Source organism: Lacticaseibacillus songhuajiangensis, from assembly GCF_003946025.1.
Classification (GTDB): Bacteria; Bacillota; Bacilli; order Lactobacillales; family Lactobacillaceae; genus Lacticaseibacillus; species Lacticaseibacillus songhuajiangensis.
This window is the reverse complement of the sequence record NZ_RHNR01000039.1, coordinates 13,743-31,409: the sequence shown is the minus strand read 5'-3', so window position 1 is coordinate 31,409 and position 17,667 is coordinate 13,743. Positions and strand designations below refer to the sequence as shown.

Annotated in this window: 13 protein-coding genes and 1 riboswitch; of the genes, 4 read left to right on the top strand and 9 right to left on the bottom strand. The window is 55.5% G+C overall.

Annotation, left to right across the window (positions count from 1 at the left end; all coding sequences use genetic code 11):
• Positions 1–226: 226 nt before the first annotated feature.
• From EKM97_RS09280 to EKM97_RS09270, 3 genes are all read left to right on the top strand, one after another.
• The gene (locus EKM97_RS09280; protein WP_125572126.1) at positions 227–2,593 is read left to right on the top strand and encodes an ATP-dependent DNA helicase; all 2,367 of its coding nucleotides are present in this window, start codon (positions 227–229) and stop codon (positions 2,591–2,593) included.
• A 698-nt stretch (positions 2,594–3,291) separates the two neighbouring features.
• Positions 3,292–3,999, top strand: a complete 708-nt coding sequence (locus tag EKM97_RS09275; protein ID WP_125572125.1) for a glucosamine-6-phosphate deaminase — start codon at positions 3,292–3,294, stop codon at positions 3,997–3,999.
• A gap of 423 nt (positions 4,000–4,422) precedes the next feature.
• On the top strand, positions 4,423–5,529 hold the full coding sequence (locus tag EKM97_RS09270) for a GGDEF domain-containing protein (protein ID WP_125572124.1): 1,107 nt from the start codon (positions 4,423–4,425) through the stop codon (positions 5,527–5,529).
• A gap of 366 nt (positions 5,530–5,895) precedes the next feature.
• Here EKM97_RS09270 and EKM97_RS09265 read toward each other — a convergent pair whose 3' ends face one another.
• The 9 genes from EKM97_RS09265 to alr all read right to left on the bottom strand — a co-directional run bounded on the left by EKM97_RS09265 (position 5,896) and on the right by alr (position 15,565).
• The gene (locus EKM97_RS09265; protein ID WP_125572123.1) at positions 5,896–6,618 is read right to left on the bottom strand and encodes a coiled-coil domain-containing protein; all 723 of its coding nucleotides are present in this window, start codon (positions 6,616–6,618) and stop codon (positions 5,896–5,898) included.
• A 312-nt stretch (positions 6,619–6,930) separates the two neighbouring features.
• Positions 6,931–8,028: an aspartate-semialdehyde dehydrogenase gene (locus tag EKM97_RS09260; RefSeq protein ID WP_125572122.1), complete on the bottom strand. Its 1,098-nt coding sequence runs from the start codon at positions 8,026–8,028 to the stop codon at positions 6,931–6,933.
• Between the two features lie 23 nt (positions 8,029–8,051).
• Entirely contained in the window at positions 8,052–9,221 is a 1,170-nt protein-coding gene (locus EKM97_RS09255) for an aminotransferase class I/II-fold pyridoxal phosphate-dependent enzyme (RefSeq protein ID WP_125572121.1), read from the bottom strand.
• A gap of 14 nt (positions 9,222–9,235) precedes the next feature.
• Positions 9,236–9,985: a 4-hydroxy-tetrahydrodipicolinate reductase gene (dapB, locus tag EKM97_RS09250; protein ID WP_125572120.1), complete on the bottom strand. Its 750-nt coding sequence runs from the start codon at positions 9,983–9,985 to the stop codon at positions 9,236–9,238.
• Complete coding sequence (gene dapA, locus EKM97_RS09245) at positions 9,985–10,857, bottom strand: 4-hydroxy-tetrahydrodipicolinate synthase (protein WP_125572119.1); 873 nt, start codon at positions 10,855–10,857, stop codon at positions 9,985–9,987. The genes dapB and dapA overlap by 1 nt, the downstream gene beginning before the upstream one ends.
• A gap of 19 nt (positions 10,858–10,876) precedes the next feature.
• Positions 10,877–12,034 carry an N-acetyldiaminopimelate deacetylase gene (locus EKM97_RS09240; RefSeq protein ID WP_125572118.1) on the bottom strand — a complete coding sequence of 386 codons (1,158 nt, stop codon included), beginning with the start codon at positions 12,032–12,034 and terminating at the stop codon, positions 10,877–10,879.
• A gap of 13 nt (positions 12,035–12,047) precedes the next feature.
• Positions 12,048–12,764, bottom strand: a complete 717-nt coding sequence (gene dapD, locus EKM97_RS09235; RefSeq protein WP_125572117.1) for a 2,3,4,5-tetrahydropyridine-2,6-dicarboxylate N-acetyltransferase — start codon at positions 12,762–12,764, stop codon at positions 12,048–12,050.
• Between the two features lie 164 nt (positions 12,765–12,928).
• Positions 12,929–14,221 (bottom strand): diaminopimelate decarboxylase, encoded by a 1,293-nt coding sequence (gene lysA, locus EKM97_RS09230; RefSeq protein WP_125572116.1) that lies wholly within the window; start codon positions 14,219–14,221, stop codon positions 12,929–12,931.
• Positions 14,222–14,416: 195 nt separating this feature from the next.
• On the bottom strand, positions 14,417–15,565 hold the full coding sequence (gene alr / locus EKM97_RS09225; protein WP_125572115.1) for an alanine racemase: 1,149 nt from the start codon (positions 15,563–15,565) through the stop codon (positions 14,417–14,419).
• A gap of 199 nt (positions 15,566–15,764) precedes the next feature.
• A riboswitch (Lysine riboswitch) is annotated at positions 15,765–15,941 on the bottom strand.
• 108 nt (positions 15,942–16,049) lie between these two features.
• On the opposite strand from alr, the gene EKM97_RS09220 reads away from it, so the two are divergent.
• On the top strand, positions 16,050–17,435 hold the full coding sequence (locus EKM97_RS09220; protein ID WP_125572114.1) for an aspartate kinase: 1,386 nt from the start codon (positions 16,050–16,052) through the stop codon (positions 17,433–17,435).
• Positions 17,436–17,667 lie beyond the last annotated feature (232 nt).

The following is a 17,667-nucleotide window of genomic DNA, read 5'->3' as shown; positions in this document are numbered from 1 at the left end:
AACTCCGCCAGCGGAAGACCGCGATAGCGGGCTGAAGCGGTCCCCGCCCGACGTAGTTCCCGGAGCGTAGCCCAAGCGCACCACCACCGGAGTTGCCGACTCCACCGCCTAACGGCGTCATGAAAACACCAAAGAGGCCCAGCGTGACTTCGTCACTGAAACGCTATCGCTGACGGACAGTAACCGCGCACTGCGGTACAATACGTGAAGGAAAGGAGGTGCGCAAATGGCTACTAACCGGATTGGTGTGCGGGAACTCGTTGAGTTCACCGTGCGGACTGGTGACCTGAATCCAGCGTCCTCGCCGAGCGCCAACACTGCGGCGCTCGGCAGTCGGATTCACCGCCAAGTGCAGGATGCTCACGACGAAGAAGAATACGAAAGTGAAGTTTACCTTAAAAGTACCGAAACCGTCGCCGGCCAAGAGTACACCATCGACGGCCGTGCCGATGGTGTGCTGACCGCGCCTGATGGCGTTTTGCTGGAAGAAATCAAAACCAGCGCTCGCGAGTACGCAAAGTTGCCGCAAAACACCACCGACCGTTACTGGGCACAAGCCAAAGTCTACGGTCATTACCTGTGTAGCCAGCGCGACCTCCCTGGACTGACAATCGACCTCATTTATTTTGACACCCGCCACCGTGAGGCTGAACACCATCAAGAAGAATTTTCGGCGGATGAACTGGCTGAATTCTACCGCCAACTTATTGCCTCGTTTGCGACCTGGATCCAGATGCGCAGCGATATTATCAATCTGCGCAATGAAACTGCCCGCAAAATGGACTTTCCTTTTCCGCAGTTTCGCACGGGTCAGCATGAGTTCGCCGGCAACGTCTACAAAACCATCTACAGTGGTTCACGACTCTTTGTCGAAGCCCCTACTGGTACTGGTAAAACCATCTCCACCCTGTTTCCCACCATCAAGGCTATGGGGGCCGGGCTCATTAACCGCGCCTTCTATTTGACCGCCAAAACGGCGACGCGCATGGTGGCGGAGCAGGCCATGGCGCTCATGTTTGGTGCGGGGCTGCACGCTAAGAGCATCACCCTCACCGCGCGGGACGCCATTACTTTTGATGATGAACCTGACGACGCCACCATTAACCCCTACATGCTGGGGTACTACGATCGCCTGCAACCGGCGCTGGCCGACATGCTCAGTCACGCTGACCTCATCAGCCGCAGCGTTATCGAAGACTACGCCCACAAGTACACGCTGGACCCCTTCGAGTTCTCACTCGACGCCAGCTTGTTTTGCGACGTCATTATTTGCGACTACAACTACCTCTTTGACCCGCGCGTGTTTCTGCAGCGCTTCTTTGCTGAAAGCGATGAGGGCAACTTCTTTCTGATTGACGAAGCACACAACCTCATCGACCGGGCCCGCAACATGTACTCCGCCGGGGTGAATCGCGACGCGTTCGCGGAATGTCTCGACGGCTTGCGCGGGCAAACGGGTGCAAAAATCACCCGCCTGCGCAAAAGCATCCGCGAGGTCCTCGACACTTTCGACGTCTTAGACGTGAACCTGAAGGAACACGAACATTTTCAGCCCGATGCCATCGAGGAGATGCGTACCAGTCTGGATACTTTTGCCAATCAATTCCATGACTGGCTGGAAATGGAGCCCACTGACCAGAGCAAGGCCGTCATCGACGCCTGCCTGGACACTTTCTTCCTGGCAAACGCCTACCTGAAGATCAGCGAACTCTACGACGACACCTTCGTCAGCAAGGTCGCACGCGACGGCCGTGACCTCAGTTGCAAAATTATGTGTCTGAATCCCAGCGAATTCCTCGATGCCAGCATGAAGAAAGGGCGCGGGGCGGTCCTTTTCTCAGCCACACTCAGTCCGATGAATTACTACCGCGAAATGCTCGGCGGCCTGGAGAACAGCATCTGGACAACGCTGCCCTCACCGTTTCCACCCGACAACCAACAGGTGATTATCGCCGGCAACGTGCAGACCACTTACGCACAGCGCAGCCGTAGCTTGCCCACGATTACCGCCTGCCTGACAGCGATGGTGGCTGCGCAACCTGGTAACTACCTCGTGTTCGCGCCGTCTTACGCCTACCTGGACAGCGTGCGCACCGCCTTTTGTGCGGCTAATCCGGATTTGCGCGTCTTGGCGCAACAATCCGGGATGTTGGCTGACGAGCGGCGCACCTTCCTGGATGCATTCGGCGATGGGCAGCCCGTCGTCGGTTTTGCGGTGCTGGGCGGAAGCTTTGCGGAGGGTATCGACCTGCGGGGCAAAAGTCTGCTCGGTGCCGCCATTGTGTCGGTCGGCTTGCCTGGCTTGTCAGGTGAGACCGATCAGCTCCGGGATTACTACCAGGCGCGCAACGGCCAAGGCTTCGCGTATGCTTACCAGCTGCCCGGCTTCAACAACGTCCTGCAGGCGGCCGGGCGCGTCATCCGTGGCGCCAAGGACGTCGGCGTCGTGCTCCTACTGGACGAGCGTTTCGGCGCCCGCCGCTACACTGAGCTCTTCCCACAGCACTGGCAAAATTACCGCGTCACACGCAACACCCGCGCTTTGGCAGAAACGCTCACTCAGTTCTGGGACGCACACCCAAATCACAATTAAACTGGTATTGTGCTAGCCCTTAAAGCAACAAAAATAGCCCCGCCGCGACGCTCATTTTGCATGTGCGTTGCGGCGGGTCCTTCTTATGTAATAAAAAAACCACCGTATAGCGGTGGAAAAGTCTTGGGGGGAACTTTATTTGGGGGGTTAAGTTTAGGTGTGTAGGTTTGTTCTCGCTTCCTACATTTATTATGATACGCTGCTTTCAAAAATTATGCGTGCAGATACGTATAGATTAATTTATTGTTTTTCGAAATAAATTTAGCTTTGACTTATAGTTCAATTATTAATAATTAGATTCTTTTCGTAACTGGCAGTTCTAAGAAGGTGTTATTCACACGCAAAAAAGCCTTGCCTGCCGGTTGCGTGCAAATTGCCAAACACCCATAAAATCGGCAACATGCCGTTTACCGCCTTTTAACGTTCAAAATCGTCAGAACATATATTAGTTATAACTAATTACCAATCTACAGTTTATTTTTCGATTCGCAATTGTAAAACTAGTCATTCTGCGCCAATTCGTTAAAATCCTCGTTTAACGACCGGCGCCACCGCTACCCCTTATTTTTGATCCGCCGAACAATTTTTTTGCCTAAAATGCCACATATTTTGGTCTAGCCCTGTTGACAGCTTGGAGGCACATGCTATAATTGGACTATACCAATAAAGATGACGGTTTACAAAAGGAGAAGAATACAATGCAAGTACGCGTATTTAAGGATAAGGATGCCGCTAGCGAAGCCGCATTCGACATTATCAAGGACAGCATGGCAAACGGCGCTAAGGTTTTGGGCCTTGCCACCGGTAGTTCACCCGTTACGCTCTACGACAAGATGACTGCCAGCGACCTCGACTTCTCAAACATGACCAGCGTTAACCTGGACGAATACGTCGGCCTTTCCGGCGACAACGACCAGAGCTACCGTTACTTCATGAACAGCCACCTGTTCAACAAGAAGCCATTCAAGGAAACCTTCGTGCCTAACGGTCTCGCAACTGACGCCGACAACGAACCTGCACGCTACGACCAGGTTATCGCTAACCACCCAATCGATGTGCAACTGCTCGGTATTGGCCGCAACGGTCACATCGGTTTCAACGAACCAGGTTCCCCACTTGATGGCGGCACCCAGAAGATCAAGCTCACCCAGTCCACGATTGACGCCAACGCCCGTTTCTTCGCTGACGAAAAGGACGTGCCAACCTACGCTTACTCCATGGGTATCGGCTCCATCATGAAGGGCAAGAAGATCATCCTCCTCGCCTTTGGTGAAGACAAGGCTGACGCCATCAAGGCTACGGTTGAAGGCCCCGTTACAACGGACTGCCCTGCATCCGTCCTGCAGAACCACAAGGATGCCATCATCCTTGTTGACGAAGCAGCCGCAAGCAAGCTCAGCAAGTAATTAAAGAGCTGCGCCAAAAGGCGTGGTCATATACGGACCAGGTGCCACTTTCCAAACTGGAAAGTGCCCTGGCCCGTTTTTTGTTGCTTAAATATGCCTAATTCCGCGCCATATCCCGTTTATGCAAATATGAATCTACGTTATATTTGAAAATTAATGAAATTTTTCATTAGCAGAATTCAGGCCGCTTTCCGGATATTTTACACAGTTTTGGTCAAAACATCCCCCGAATTCCAAACAGGAGATGATGAAGACGTTGCTTAGTTCGTTCTTCGCTTCGTGAGTAGAAATACCGCGTCAAAAATCGCGCTGTGCCAACGTTAACGAGTGTTAGAACTATCCTTTAACGTGTTGACCTGTGCTGCAAACAAGGTCATGATGAGGACGACAGCTAATCAGATCGGTCATGGGGGGTGACAATCAGTGTTAGGGAAAGCGGCCGCAACTTTGTTTGTGGTCATCACTAGTGTGCTCGGCTTCGCCGGCGTTTATAACCAAATTGACGCGGGCACCAAGCAGCGCATGGTGCGCAGTAAAAATCTAACGGCGTTTGGCAGTAACGCCCCTCTTGTCATCTACATCAGTGCCATTTTGATTCTCTTGCGCTGGCTTAGCATCAGCAATCCCAATCAGCAATGGCTATTTACCAATATCCTCGCTGTGATTCTGGTTTACAGTAACCTGCTTGCCCAAAATATTGCCAGTTTCGTGGTCATTCAACTGGTGGGCACACTCCTGATTTTCGGCACCGGTGCAGCGAGCCTCACCGCCCTGCCACTCTATCTTTTCGCCTGCTTGACTGTGTTCGCAGAACGTTGGTACGGGCCGAAATTAACCAAGAGTCACTTCATCTACATCGCACCGTCACTGATTGTGGGCGCGACATTCTGGACGTACGTCTACGTTCACCACAGTAGCCTCAGTCTGCTCACCGCACTCGTAAACTTTGTTGCCTTTGTCTGGGCCTACCTGGCATTGTGGGACTACGACCAGTACCAACGCCGCGACCAGCAAGTCGTCGCCCGCCTCACCCACGAAGTTGAGTACGACGGCCTGACGCAAGCGCGCAACTGGGTGACCTTCCAGCGCGACTTCACTAATCACTACGAAAAAATGGGTGATCAGCCGCTCGGTCTAATAGTGTTAGACATCGACCACTTCAAGGACGTTAACGACAGCTATGGTCACTTGGTTGGTAACCGGACGCTCATGACTGTGGCCTCTGCCCTGATGCAATCGCTGCACACCTGCGACGTGCATTACGAGCTCTACCGCACCGGCGGCGAAGAGTTCGCCATCCTCCTGCCGAATACAGATCAGGAGAAGGCCAGCGCCATTGTGCATGATTGCCAAAAGAAACTACGCGGCCTGCCGATTCATTCCGGCAACGGCTCACTGAACATTACCGCCTCATTTGGGGTCGCAATGGCCAGCAAGGAAGACGGCAGCTCAACGGCTGTATTCAAGCGTGCGGACCACTACCTCTATGAATCCAAGCGTGCTGGCCGTGACCGGGTGACGGTGGAATAGACGTTCTGCCGGGTCTGGGGTGAATTGGCTCCACAAACGGCGGCAGGTTGGCGGGGACCGTTCGAGCCCTGCGGTCTCTCACTGGGTATTTTGCCTCTATGAGTCAAAATACCACTCCCGCTAAAAATGAGGCGCACTACGGCATAAACCCGCCGCAGTGCGCCTCATTTTTAGTTTCGCCAATCTACCGTCGTTTGCTCCGCCAATTCACCCTAGTCCCTTTGCGCACTCACCTTAGTCAACCTTAAGTTGAGCACCTTGATCACAATTCAAAAGGCAACCCAGATAGATGCTGCAGTCTACCTGAGTTGCCTTTTTGATTGAATTGATTTTATCAGCTGCTCTTAGCGAACTAGCGCCTAGAGCTTAATTTTGGTTGTCCTCATTGTGCCAGTGGCCCTCGATGTCGTTACGATCGAGCGCGTCGTGGGTCTTCTTCAAGGTTCCGCGAGCGTCTTTTTCAGCCTGCTCTAAAAGCTTATCATTATCGTCTTTACCCTGCTTGTATTCGTCGCGGTCTTTCTTTGTTTCTTCAAGTTTTTCATTAAGATCTTTAATATCGTTTCGCTGGTTTCCTGTTTCAATCTGAAGTTCACGAACCTGATCTTCAGCTTTCTTCTTATCTGCCCTCAACTGGTTAATAGTTATTGTGTACGCATCATTATCAGCCTGCAGCTTTTCAATCTGCCCCTTTAAATCTTTAACCTTGGCATCGTTCGCCAGCTTATCGCTGGCAAGCTGATCCTGCAACCGATTGTTGGCATTAGTAATCTGAGTTATTTTAAGATGCAGAAACGCAATTTCATTCTCGTTTTTCTTCAGTAATTCCTGCTTTTCTGTCAATTCCTTCTCTAGTTTTGCATTGTTCGTATTTGCCTTTTCCAGCGCTGCTTTAGTGTTCTTGAGCTCTACATTCCGCTGGTGCAAATTTCCACTCAGCAAATCAATATTGTGGTTAATCTCTTCCACTGCCTCGTGGCCGCCCCAAAATTCATCGGCCGCCGTCTTCACACCGTAACCCGCAAACAGGAGCACGACCAAACTCAGAACGCCCACGCATACCTTCTGCCAAGTTTTACTAATCTTCATTACCTTCACCTCAAAAATAATCGTTCGTTATCTAAAATTAGTTGTTGATACCAACAAAACTTTTATAAGCCTGTAAATGCGCTGTTTACAAACTTTCCGGTACACGAACTTGGCCCAGCTCATGCACGTCAACGATTATCCTTGTTATTATTCGTGGACGCAAAAACTGCCGCGGTCATTTCGACCACGGCAGTTCTCAAACGCCCAGTTCATGGGCTTTCGTTGCAATAAAGCGGCCTGCAATGCAGCTGCATCCTCTGTTTTGCAGAATAATATCGGCATTTTAGTGAAGTGAATTTACTACATTTTGCATTAGGCCTGCGCGTCAGCGAACAGTTCGGCACTACCGGCGGGCACGTGGATCAGGTCGCGTTTGACCAGTTCCTCAGCAATCTGGACGGCATTCCACGCAGCACCCTTCAGCAGATTGTCGGCGACAACCCACATGTGGTAGCTACCTGGGTTTTCGACATCGGCCCGGATGCGGCCAACAAAAGTCTCGCGCTTGCCTTCAGCGTTGATTGGCTGCGGGTAAAGCTGCGTGGCTGGGTCGTCTTCTACAACAACACCAGGGGCGGTAGCCAACAATTGCTTCAATTCGGCCGGGGTTGGTTCCTGCGCCGTTTCGAAGTAGACGGTCTCACCGTGACCAATCGGCACGGGCACACGCACGCAGGTCGCGGTGACCTTAATGTCCTTAGCAAACTTGTCGCCGAGCATGATCTTCTTGGTTTCGCGAATCATCTTCCACTCTTCGTGAGTGTAATCCGCTTCTTCGAAGACATCGATTTGCGGCAAGAGGTTGAAGGCCAGTGGGTAGTGCTTCTTGTCACCCTTTACCGGCAAGATTTCCGCCTGCATAGGCTTGCCATCCAGCTTCGCCTGGGCTTCAGTGTACAGCTCGTTAATCGCGGACTGGCCCGCACCGCCGGCCGCCTGGTAAGTGGAGACAATCACCTGCTTGAGGCCATACTGCTTACGGATTGGTTCGAGCGCCACCACCATCTGAATCGTGGAGCAGTTCGGGTTGGCGATGATGCCGTGATGCTGGGCCATGGCATCCGGGTTCACCTCAGGTACAACCAGCGGCACGTTGTCGTTCATCCGGAATAAGGAAGTGTTGTCGACGCACACAGCCCCGCGCTTGACGGCTTCAGGCAAAAGACGGCCGGAAACGCCACCGCCAGCGGAGGCCAGCACCAAGTCAACGCCGTTAAAGGAATCGGGCACGGCCTCTTCGATGACCACGTCCTGCCCCTTGAACTGCAAGGTTTTGCCGGCGGAACGCTTCGATGCCAGCAGGTGAATCTCGCCCACCGGAATCGTGCTCTGCTCGAGCTGCTCGATCATGCGCGTGCCCACCGCACCGGTGGCACCAAGAATTGCGACTGTGTACTTTCTATCACTCATTATTCTTCCTCTTTCCTCTTCCTCTAGTTCGCCTGGCAAAAGGCCTGAATGCGCCGGAGTGCTTCTGTCAAACGGTCGGTCGCCGCTGCGTAAGACAAGCGCAAGTAGCCGCGGCCGCCGGGACCAAACACGGAACCCGGTACCAGTCCGACCTTGGCTTCATTGGCCAGACGCAGGTTAAACGCCACGTCGTCATCCCCAAAGCGCGCCGGCATTTTGGCGAAAACGTAGAACGCCCCGCCCGGAGTTGCCACTGTAAAGCCTGCGGCGGACAGCCCCGCCACGACCAGGTCGCGGCGCTGCTTATAAGTGGCGCGCATCGGTAGCGGATCAGCGCCACCGTCACGCAATGCGGCCAGGGCCGCCATCTGCATCGGACTGGCCACCGTCGTCACCATGTACTGGTGCATTTTGCCAATCTGCGCTGTGAGGGCCGCGGGACCTGCCACGTAACCGACCCGGTAGCCAGTCATCGCGTGCGACTTGCTCAAGCCGCTAATCAGCACCGTCTGTGCGGGCAAAAGCTGACCGAGGCTCAAGTGTTCTTCGTTGTAGGTGAGTTCCGCGTAAATCTCGTCGGACAGTAGCAGCAAATTCGTCTGCGCCACCGCCGCCGCCAATGCGCGGATCTGCGCCTGCGTGTAAGTCACACCCGTGGGATTACCGGGGTAGTTGACTACCATCGCCTTAGCGTCAGGATGCGCGGCCAAGGTGTCGGCCAGTAGTTCCGGTGTCATGATGAAGGCCGGCGCGGTGCTGACCTCGACGACATTCAGGCCGCACTCCCGGCCAATCGCCGCGTACAGCGGGAAGGTTGGGGTGGGCACGATGAGCGTGTCGCCGGGGTTAAACAACGCGTGCAAGGTGGCCGCAATTGCTTCAGTGGCGCCGGTCGTCACGATAATTTCTTCCGGCGCGTAGTCTGCGTGCCAGCGCCGCCCCAAGTAATCCGCGACGGCTTGGCGCAACTCGGGATAACCCATTGAGGGGGCATAGTGCGAATAGTCGGCTTCAATAGCCGCGACCGTCGCCTGCTTCACGTGCTCGGGAACTGCAAAATCTGGTTCTCCCAGGGTCAGTTTGATGATGCCCGGAATTGGTGAAATCTGCTGGTCGACCGCGCGGATAGCGGAGGGGGCGACCTTTTGCAGCAGGTGGTTGCCGAGCTTAAGTCCTTGCTTCAATTCTGGCATCAGCGCATTCCTTTCTATAGCAGCGTGTCCAAGCCGATGGTGAGCGCATCTTGCAGGCCGTTCACACTCGCAATGGCAAGGTGGATGCCAGCCATGAAGGACGAGCGGTCAAACGAATCCTGACGAATCGTCAGCGCTTCACCGGGAGCACCGAAGATCACTTCTTCGCTGGCGTTAAAGCCGGGCAGACGCACCGCGTGCACCTGAACGTCATCAATACGGTCGCCGCGAGCAGCGGCATCAGACTTGGGTGTCAGCGGCTGAGCCTGACGCGCTGCAGAGATAATCTGCGCGGTTGCACGGGCGGTGCCGCTGGGCGCGTCGATTTTGTCTTGATGGTGGTATTCCAGCACCTCAGCATCCGGGAAGTAGGCTGCCGCCTTGGCGGCAAACTGCATGAGCAGGACCGCGGAGATGGAGAAGTTCGGCACGACCAGCAGGTGCCGGCCGTTGGCGCTGGCCAACTGACCCAAGCGCTGCGTGTCCGCCTTGCTCAAACCACTCGTGCCAATTACAGTGTCAAAGCCGTTGGCTAGGGCGAACTCCCCGTTAGCGCGCGCACCGTCGGGAGTGGTCATGTCCATCCACACGTCGGCATGCACGTCGATGGCATCGTAACTGGTGAACACGGGAAATGGTGCTTTTTCGGCGCCGAGGGGGCTAAATGCAGCCACGATTTCCAGGTCACTGCTGTCGTTGATCATCTGCGTGATGCGCTTGCCCATTTTGCCAAACGCCCCCGCCAGTAATACCGTTGTCGTCATTATTCAGCCTCCAAAATTTGCAAAATCTCTGCTTGCTCGTCCGCATTCAGTTCAATCAGCGGTAAGCGCACATCCGCACGGGTTTCGCCGCGCTGGGCCAGGAACATCTTCGTTGGCGCTGGCGATGGGCAAGCGAACAAAGCGTTCATCTTGGGCGTCAGCCAGGACATCAATTCATCCGCGCGAGCGGTGTCACCCGCCTTTTCAGCAGCTAAGCATTGCAGCATCTGCTTACCAAAGAAGTGGCTGGCCACGGAGATGACCCCCGCCGCCCCGGCGCGCACGGCGCCGAGCATCTCAGTGTCCTCACCGGTGAAGACCGTGAAGTCATCCGGCTTGTAGGCGGTCAGGTAGGCAATGTCTTCATTACTGGTGCACTGCTTGACTGCGTTAATGTTCGGGTGCTGTGCGAGCTTCAGCACCGATTCGTTCGTCAGGCGCACCACCGTCCGGCCGGGAATGTTGTAGAGCATGACGGGCACGGCACTAGCGTCGGCGATGGCCGTGAAGTGGGCAATCATCCCCGCCTGGCTCGGCTTGTTGTAGTAAGGCGTCACCGCCAGCAAGCCGTCGACGCCGTTAATTGCGCTGGCCGCCTTGGCGAGCGCCACGGATTCGGCGGTGTTGTTACTGCCAACATTGGCAATCACCAGTGCCTTATCGCGAGTGTGGGTGGCAAAATACTGGAACAGGGCGACCTTTTCCGCATTGGTCAGCGTTGGTGATTCGCCGGTGGTGCCGGCAACGATGAAGCCCTGCGTGCCTTCAGCGAGCAGGCGCGTCACCAGTTTATCCAGCGCTGGGTAATCAACATCCCCCGCCGCGTTGAAAGGCGTGATAATCGCCGTCATTAGTTCAACATTCTCGTACATTTGGACTCCTCCTTATTCTTTACTTCTGCATGCGGTGTTCCAAAAAGCGACTCAGCGCGTAAACACCAGGTGCAAGTGCCGCCTCGTCCGGACTCATTTTGCTACTGTGCAGTGGGTGCGCCGGATCACCGACGCCCAGCCACACCATCGCACCCGGAAACTGCTGCAACAGGAAACCAAAATCCTCGCCGGTCATTGCCGGTGGCACTTCGGCGTAATCTATCTGCGTATCATGACTCATGAAGTCGATGAGGTCCGCGGTCTGTTCCGGCGCGTTCTCGACCGGCATGTAGCCGCCCTGAATCAGCTGCAAATCCGCGGTGACGCCGTACGTGGCGGCAACCCCGTCCGCAATCTGGCGTACGCGCTTTTGCATCATCAGAATGTCCTCCTGACGAAAAGCGCGGATAGTCCCATCCAGATGGGCACTACCGGCAATCACGTTGCCGATGGTGCCGGCATGCAGCTGGCCAATGGTGACCACGCCGCCGCGGACTGGATCCACGTTGCGCGACACCACCGTCTGCACCTGCATCACGAAGGCGCTGGCCGCAACCAAAGCGTCAGTCGCCTTTTGCGGAAAAGCCGCGTGGCCGGAAACACCCGTGAAGGTCAGGTGAATCTCGGTCGTGCCGGCAAAAAGCGTGCCCATGCGGCAGGCAATTTGCCCCGCTGGCAGTGCCGGGTTATCGTGCATACCGAAGAATTCATCGGGCCGCCACTTGCCACTGAAGGCGCCAGCGTCATACACGCGCTTGCCGCCGAAGTCATTCTCCTCAGCCGGTTGGAAGAAGAAAATCAGGTTCGCGCGCGGTTGCTCGTGCAGGAAGTGCTGCAGAATTCCGAGCGCGACGGTCATGTGGACGTCGTGCCCGCAGGCGTGCATTTGGCCAGGAATCGTGCTGGCAAAATCTAGCCCGGTTTCCTCGGTCACCGGCAGGGCATCGATGTCGGTGCGGTAACCAATGGTGCGCTTGCCTTCCGTTCCGGCAAGACGCACCAGAATTGCAGTAGGCACTTCCGGAACGAGTTTGATTTCGCAGTAGTCCGTCTGCCAACTTTTGATCAGCTGGAGCAGGTAGGCCTGGGTGCGGGTCTCGTGGAGTGCCAGTTCGGGGATGCGGTGCAAGTCGCGGCGAATACTGCTGAGCTGGGCTGCCGTTAAATCTTCAGTCATGTCGCGCCTCCACTTAGATGTTCCGCAAATCCTCAATCAGGCCGGTCTTGGACTCGGTCTTGGCGTCCACGCGCTTAATCACCTTGGCGGGCACACCGGCAACCACTTCGCCGGGCGCCACGTCCTTGGTCACCACAGCACCAGCGGCCACAACCGCCCCAGCGCCAACGCGGACCCCTTCGAGCACCACGGCATTCGCACCAATCAACACGTTGTCTTCGATAATCACTGGTGTTGCGGAGGCGGGCTCCACGACCCCAGCAAGCACGGTGCCGGCACCAATATGGCAGTGTTTGCCGACGGTAGCGCGGCCACCCAGGATAGCGCCCATGTCAATCATGCTTTCATCGCCAATTACGGCGCCGATGTTGATGACGGCACCCATCATGATGACCGCCTTATCGCCAATTGCGACGTGTTCACGAATGATGGCACCCGGTTCAATGCGGGCGTTGAACTTACTAATGTCCAGCATTGGCACACCCGAGTTACGGGCACTGACTTCGGCGCGCTGCGCAGTGATAGCCGCACTATTGGCTGCTAGCCATGGTGCCAGTACGTCGTTATCGCCGTATAGCTGGGCGGTCTTGGTATCGATGAAGGCCTGCACCCCTTCAGGCACGGCGGTCAGTGCCGCCATGTCACCGGCGATAGTCAGGTGAACGGGCGTGCTCTTGGGAGCGTTCGCGATGTAAGCAATAATCTTTTCAGCGTCAAAAGTCTGGGTCATGTTTTTCTCCTTGGGTTTGTCTTTAGTCTTAACTTAGCAAGCGGGTGCGGCGTGGTCGCGATGAAGATAGGAAGAAAAGTCGATTTTTCCTTTACAATCTGCTTAAGTTCCATTTTTCACTGACGTAAAACGTGTTTACTTTGTGTAGACACATTAGGCTCTTGTCACAGCCCGGCATACTCTTCATCGTGGTCGATCAAATCCGCCCAAGTTTCGCGGCGAATGACTGTCTGACTCTTACCGTTCTCGGCGAACACCACGGCCGGCCGCGGATTACGGTTGTAAAGCGAGGCCATTGAGTAACCGTAAGCACCCGTTGAAAGGACTGCCAGGACATCCCCCGCCTGCACTCGTGGCAACTGTACGTCCGTAGCCAGAATGTCACCGGACTCACAGCACTTGCCCGCGATGGTCAGCGTTTCTTCCGGAGCAGCGGCTGGTTGCTTGGCCAAAAGCACATCGTACTTGGCTTGGTAAAGAGCGGGCCGAATGTTATCGCCCATGCCGCCATCAACGGTCTGGTAAGTGCGCACGCCCGGCACCACCTTGCGGCTGCCAGCAGTGTAGAGCGTGTAGCCCGCAGCGCCGACAACTGAGCGTCCTGGTTCAATCCAAATAGTGGGTACAGTCAGTCCGCGCTCAGCGCACGCTGCCTGCAGTGCCGGCGTCAACGCGTCGATAAAGGCGGTGGCGGGCAATGGTTGATCGTCATCCGTGTAGCGAATGCCAAAGCCACCGCCCAGGTCAATGATGTCGGGCTGGAAGTTACTGTCAGCGGAAACGGCCACTAACTTTTGCGCTTCGGCCACGAAGCCGCTGGTTTCAAAAATCTGGCTGCCAATGTGGGCATGCAAGCCGCGTAAGTTAACGCCGGGCAGTGCCTGCGCCTTAGCAATGGCCGCCACGGCCTGACCGCTTTCGACATCATAACCAAACTTGGAATCAACCTGCCCAGTCATGATGTATTCGTGCGTGTGCGCCGAAACCCCTGGGGTGACCCGCAGCAAAATGTCCTGCTGCTGGCCGCGCTGAACGGCCAAGTTGCTGAGGCGGTCGAGCTCGTAATCGTTGTCGACGATGACGGTGCCCAGGCCACTATCGAGGGCCAATTCCAGTTCGGCGTCTGTCTTGTTGTTCCCATTAAAAGAGACATTTTGCATGTTGAAACGCGCCTTGAGTGCGGTGGTGATTTCCCCGCCGGACACAACGTCCAGGTGCGCACCCTCACTGGCGGCGACTTGGAACATCGCGACGCTGGCGAACGCCTTGGCTGCGTAACTGATGCTGTAGTCAATTGGCTGGGTGGCAAAAGCCGCCTTGTACGCCCGAATCGCGTCGCGGATGACGCTGACGTCGTATACGTAAAGTGGTGTGCCGTACTGGCTGGCGAGCGTGCTTGCCGCCACGCCGCCAATAGTGAGTTCGCCCGCGGCGTTCGTTGTGTATGCCTGCATCATTTTGCCTCCTGTAAAACCCTGATTGAATGTTGTGTGCGTGCCTACTGCTGAGTCGCGCTCCCGTGGGCAGGCCCTCAACATGTAAGGCAGCCTAAAGTTAAATCCTAAGTTCGGGATTTAGCTTCAGACCACCTTACATGACCGGGCCTCTCCGATGTCCGTCTTACTAGTCGCTAAAGCGACAAGTGCGACTGGCTAACCGCCCACGTCCGCAGCCTTAAAATTTGGAACGAGTTCTCTTGCCAAGCGTTCCGTAAAGTTAATCGACAATTCCCATGGCGCCGTCCCGACGTAATCGGCCCAGTCGTCCAGCGTGATCTGCTTGTCACCGTCGCGTCCGAGCACCGTGACCTTCGTGCCCAATGGCAGCGGTCCTGGCAAACGAATCATCATCGCGTCCATTGCCAATTTGCCAACAATCTGGCATTCCTGTCCGTTGATGAGTACCTTAAAGCCGGTCAGGCGGCGGGTTAAGCCATCGCCATAGCCCAGCGGAATCGTGCCAATCCATTCGCCCTCTTTTGCCTCATAGATGTGCGCGTAGGAGATGCCGTCGCCGGCGTGCATCTGCTTGACGAAGATGAGCTCCGTTTCCAGGCGTTCAATCTGCTGCAGGTAGTTCGCCGGCCGCAATTCGCCTAGCGATGGCTCAATGCCATAAGCCACGGTCCCAGCGCGAATAACATCGGTGGGAATTTCATCGGCATGATACATGGCAGCACCAGAGTTAGCGACGTGCACCATCGCTGGCTTTTCGAGCGTGTCAGTCAATTCGTGCCAGCGCGCCAACTGCTTGTGGAAGTAGGCCACCTTCTCCGAATCGGATTGGGAGAAGTGGGTCATGAGGCCGTAGTAAGTGAACGCGGTGGCGTGTGCTTTCATGAAGGCGAGGCTGGCGTCAATCTCGCTGCGGTCACGGTAGCCGATGCGGCCCATGCCGGTATCCACGGCAACGGAAACGCGCAACGGCTGATTGCCCTTGAGGTAAGGGAGCGCCCGCTGCAGCCAATCGAGGCTCGCAACGGTCGCGATGCAATCGTTATCGATACACAACTGCGCGTACTCGGGTTGCACCAATGACATGATCAAAATGGGGGCGGTGATGCCTGCCTGCCGCAGCGCAATGGCTTCATCAATGACCGCAACGGCCAACCCGTCAGCGCCACCGTTCAGGGCGCCTCGACCCACTTCGGTTAGGCCGAAGCCGTACGCGTTGGCCTTCACTGCCAGAAACATGAAGTGGCAGTGAGACGCTTTACGCGTTTCTTCTAGGTTGTGGGCGAGCGCCGCTTGCGAGATGAGCAAGCGGGTCGGGCGGTGAATTGCGATGGGTGCTGGTGTCATGTGAAAACCTCCAATTGTAGGCTGCGGACGTGGGCGGTTATGTGCTGTGTTTCAATGTCCATGGTGCTGCGCGTCCGGGTTAAGTACCGCGTCACGCGCTCGTTGCCGAAGATGCAAAAAGGCCCCCCGCACCATGCACTTTCGCACGGTGCGGGGAGCCGAAGTTGACTGTATGCCAATAATCGAACTCACGTCCACGAGATGCGATAGCGCTCCGCCGCATATGCGGCGACAGTCCAGCATCTGTTCAACGCTGGCCCAAGTTCGAGTTTGTCATCACCCGGACTTTCGGCGGTCTCCCCTTTCGCACTGCCTCACAATTCCCCGACGGAATTCAGCTGTGTTACTCTTGTCGGCCGCAACCTCTATCTTTTTTGATATTGGCATTAGAATACGTCTCAATAATCAAACTGTCAAGAGTTGACAATTTTAATTTTAAAGGCTTAACTATGTGACAAATCTAATTTTGGAAAGCAGGACGATCATGAAGGTCATTAAATTCGGCGGCTCATCGCTCGCCAGCGGCACTCAGGTACAAAAGGCAATCAACATTATCGTCGCCGATCCGGCGCGGCGCATTGTGGTAGTTTCTGCACCCGGTAAACGCCGCAAGGGTGACATTAAGGTGACGGATTTGCTCCTCCAATTGGCCGCTGCGGTGCAAGCCGGCAGCGACACCAGCGCCATCCGCGACGAAATTCTAGCCCGCTACCGCGACATCGCCGATTACTTCAGCATGGGCGGCAGCGACATCATTGCCAAACTTCGCGCCCACCTTGAGGCACTGGAAGCGCGGCAGTACCCGAGCACCGAACACCTCTACGCCGCCTTCATGGCACAGGGCGAAAATATGAACGCCCGCCTGATTGCACGGGTCATGAGCCACTTGGGCTACCGGGCGCGCTTCGTGGATCCCAAAGACTTGGGGATGGTCGTCGATGGTGCACCGCGCAGCGCGAACTTGCTCGAAGGCAGCTATGCAACCATCGCCCACTACCGCCTGGAAGAAGGCGAAATCATCATCGTACCGGGCTTCTTTGCCTACGACAAGGATGGCAACTACGCCACTTTTGCCCGCGGCGGTAGCGACATCACCGGCTCCATTCTCGCCCGCGGTTTTGACGTCGACCTCTACGAAAACTTCACCGACGTCTCCGCCATTTACGCGGTCAACCCGGAGATTGTCGACCACCCGCGCGCCATCAACACGTTGACCTACCGTGAGATGCGCGAACTGTCTTACGCCGGCTTCTCCGTTTTCAACGATGAGGCCATCATTCCGGTCATCACCGCCGGTATTCGTGTCAACGTCAAGAACACCAACGACCCTGATGCCCCCGGCACGATGATTGCGCCGACTAAGGACGTCCGCCACCACCACCTAATTACGGGCGTGGCCGCCAGCAACGGCTTTACGGCCCTCTACCTGCACCGCTACCTGCTAAACAAGGAAGTCGGACTGACTCTCAAAATTCTGCAGGTGCTCTACAAGTACAAGGTCAGCTACGAACACATGCCCAGTGGGATTGACGACTTGACCATTATTTTCGACAAAAGTCAGCTGAACGCGACCCAGATGAGTGCGTTGACTGACGACATCCGCGAAGCCATCAACCCTGACAAAATGGAGTGGTTCGACGATTTCGCCATCATCATGGTTGTGGGCGAAGGCCTTTACGCCCGCGAAAATCTGATTGCTCAGGTGCTAGACCAATTAGCAAAAATTGGCATCGCACCGACAATGATCAACCAGGGTGCCTCGCAAATCAGCACGATGATTGGCGTCGACAGTAAGCGTGCCGACGAGGCCGTCCGCGTCATTTACCAACTTAGTTCCTGTGAGAAGCTACCACAGGCAGCGTTGTCGTAAAGCGTACTGATGTTAATCTGCTACACCGGAACTGGGCGGGGACGACTACGCAATTGCAAGTGGGGCAAGCGGGATCGCTACAGCCGGTCTTGCCGTCTTCCGCTAGCGATTTTGCCGTAAACCCAGCGGCAAAATACGCACTCCTACGAAAAAGAACCGTGCACACCTGACCAAACCCACGCCATGTGTGCACGGCTCTTTTTCTTCTCGCTTACCCCTCCGTCATTTCCAC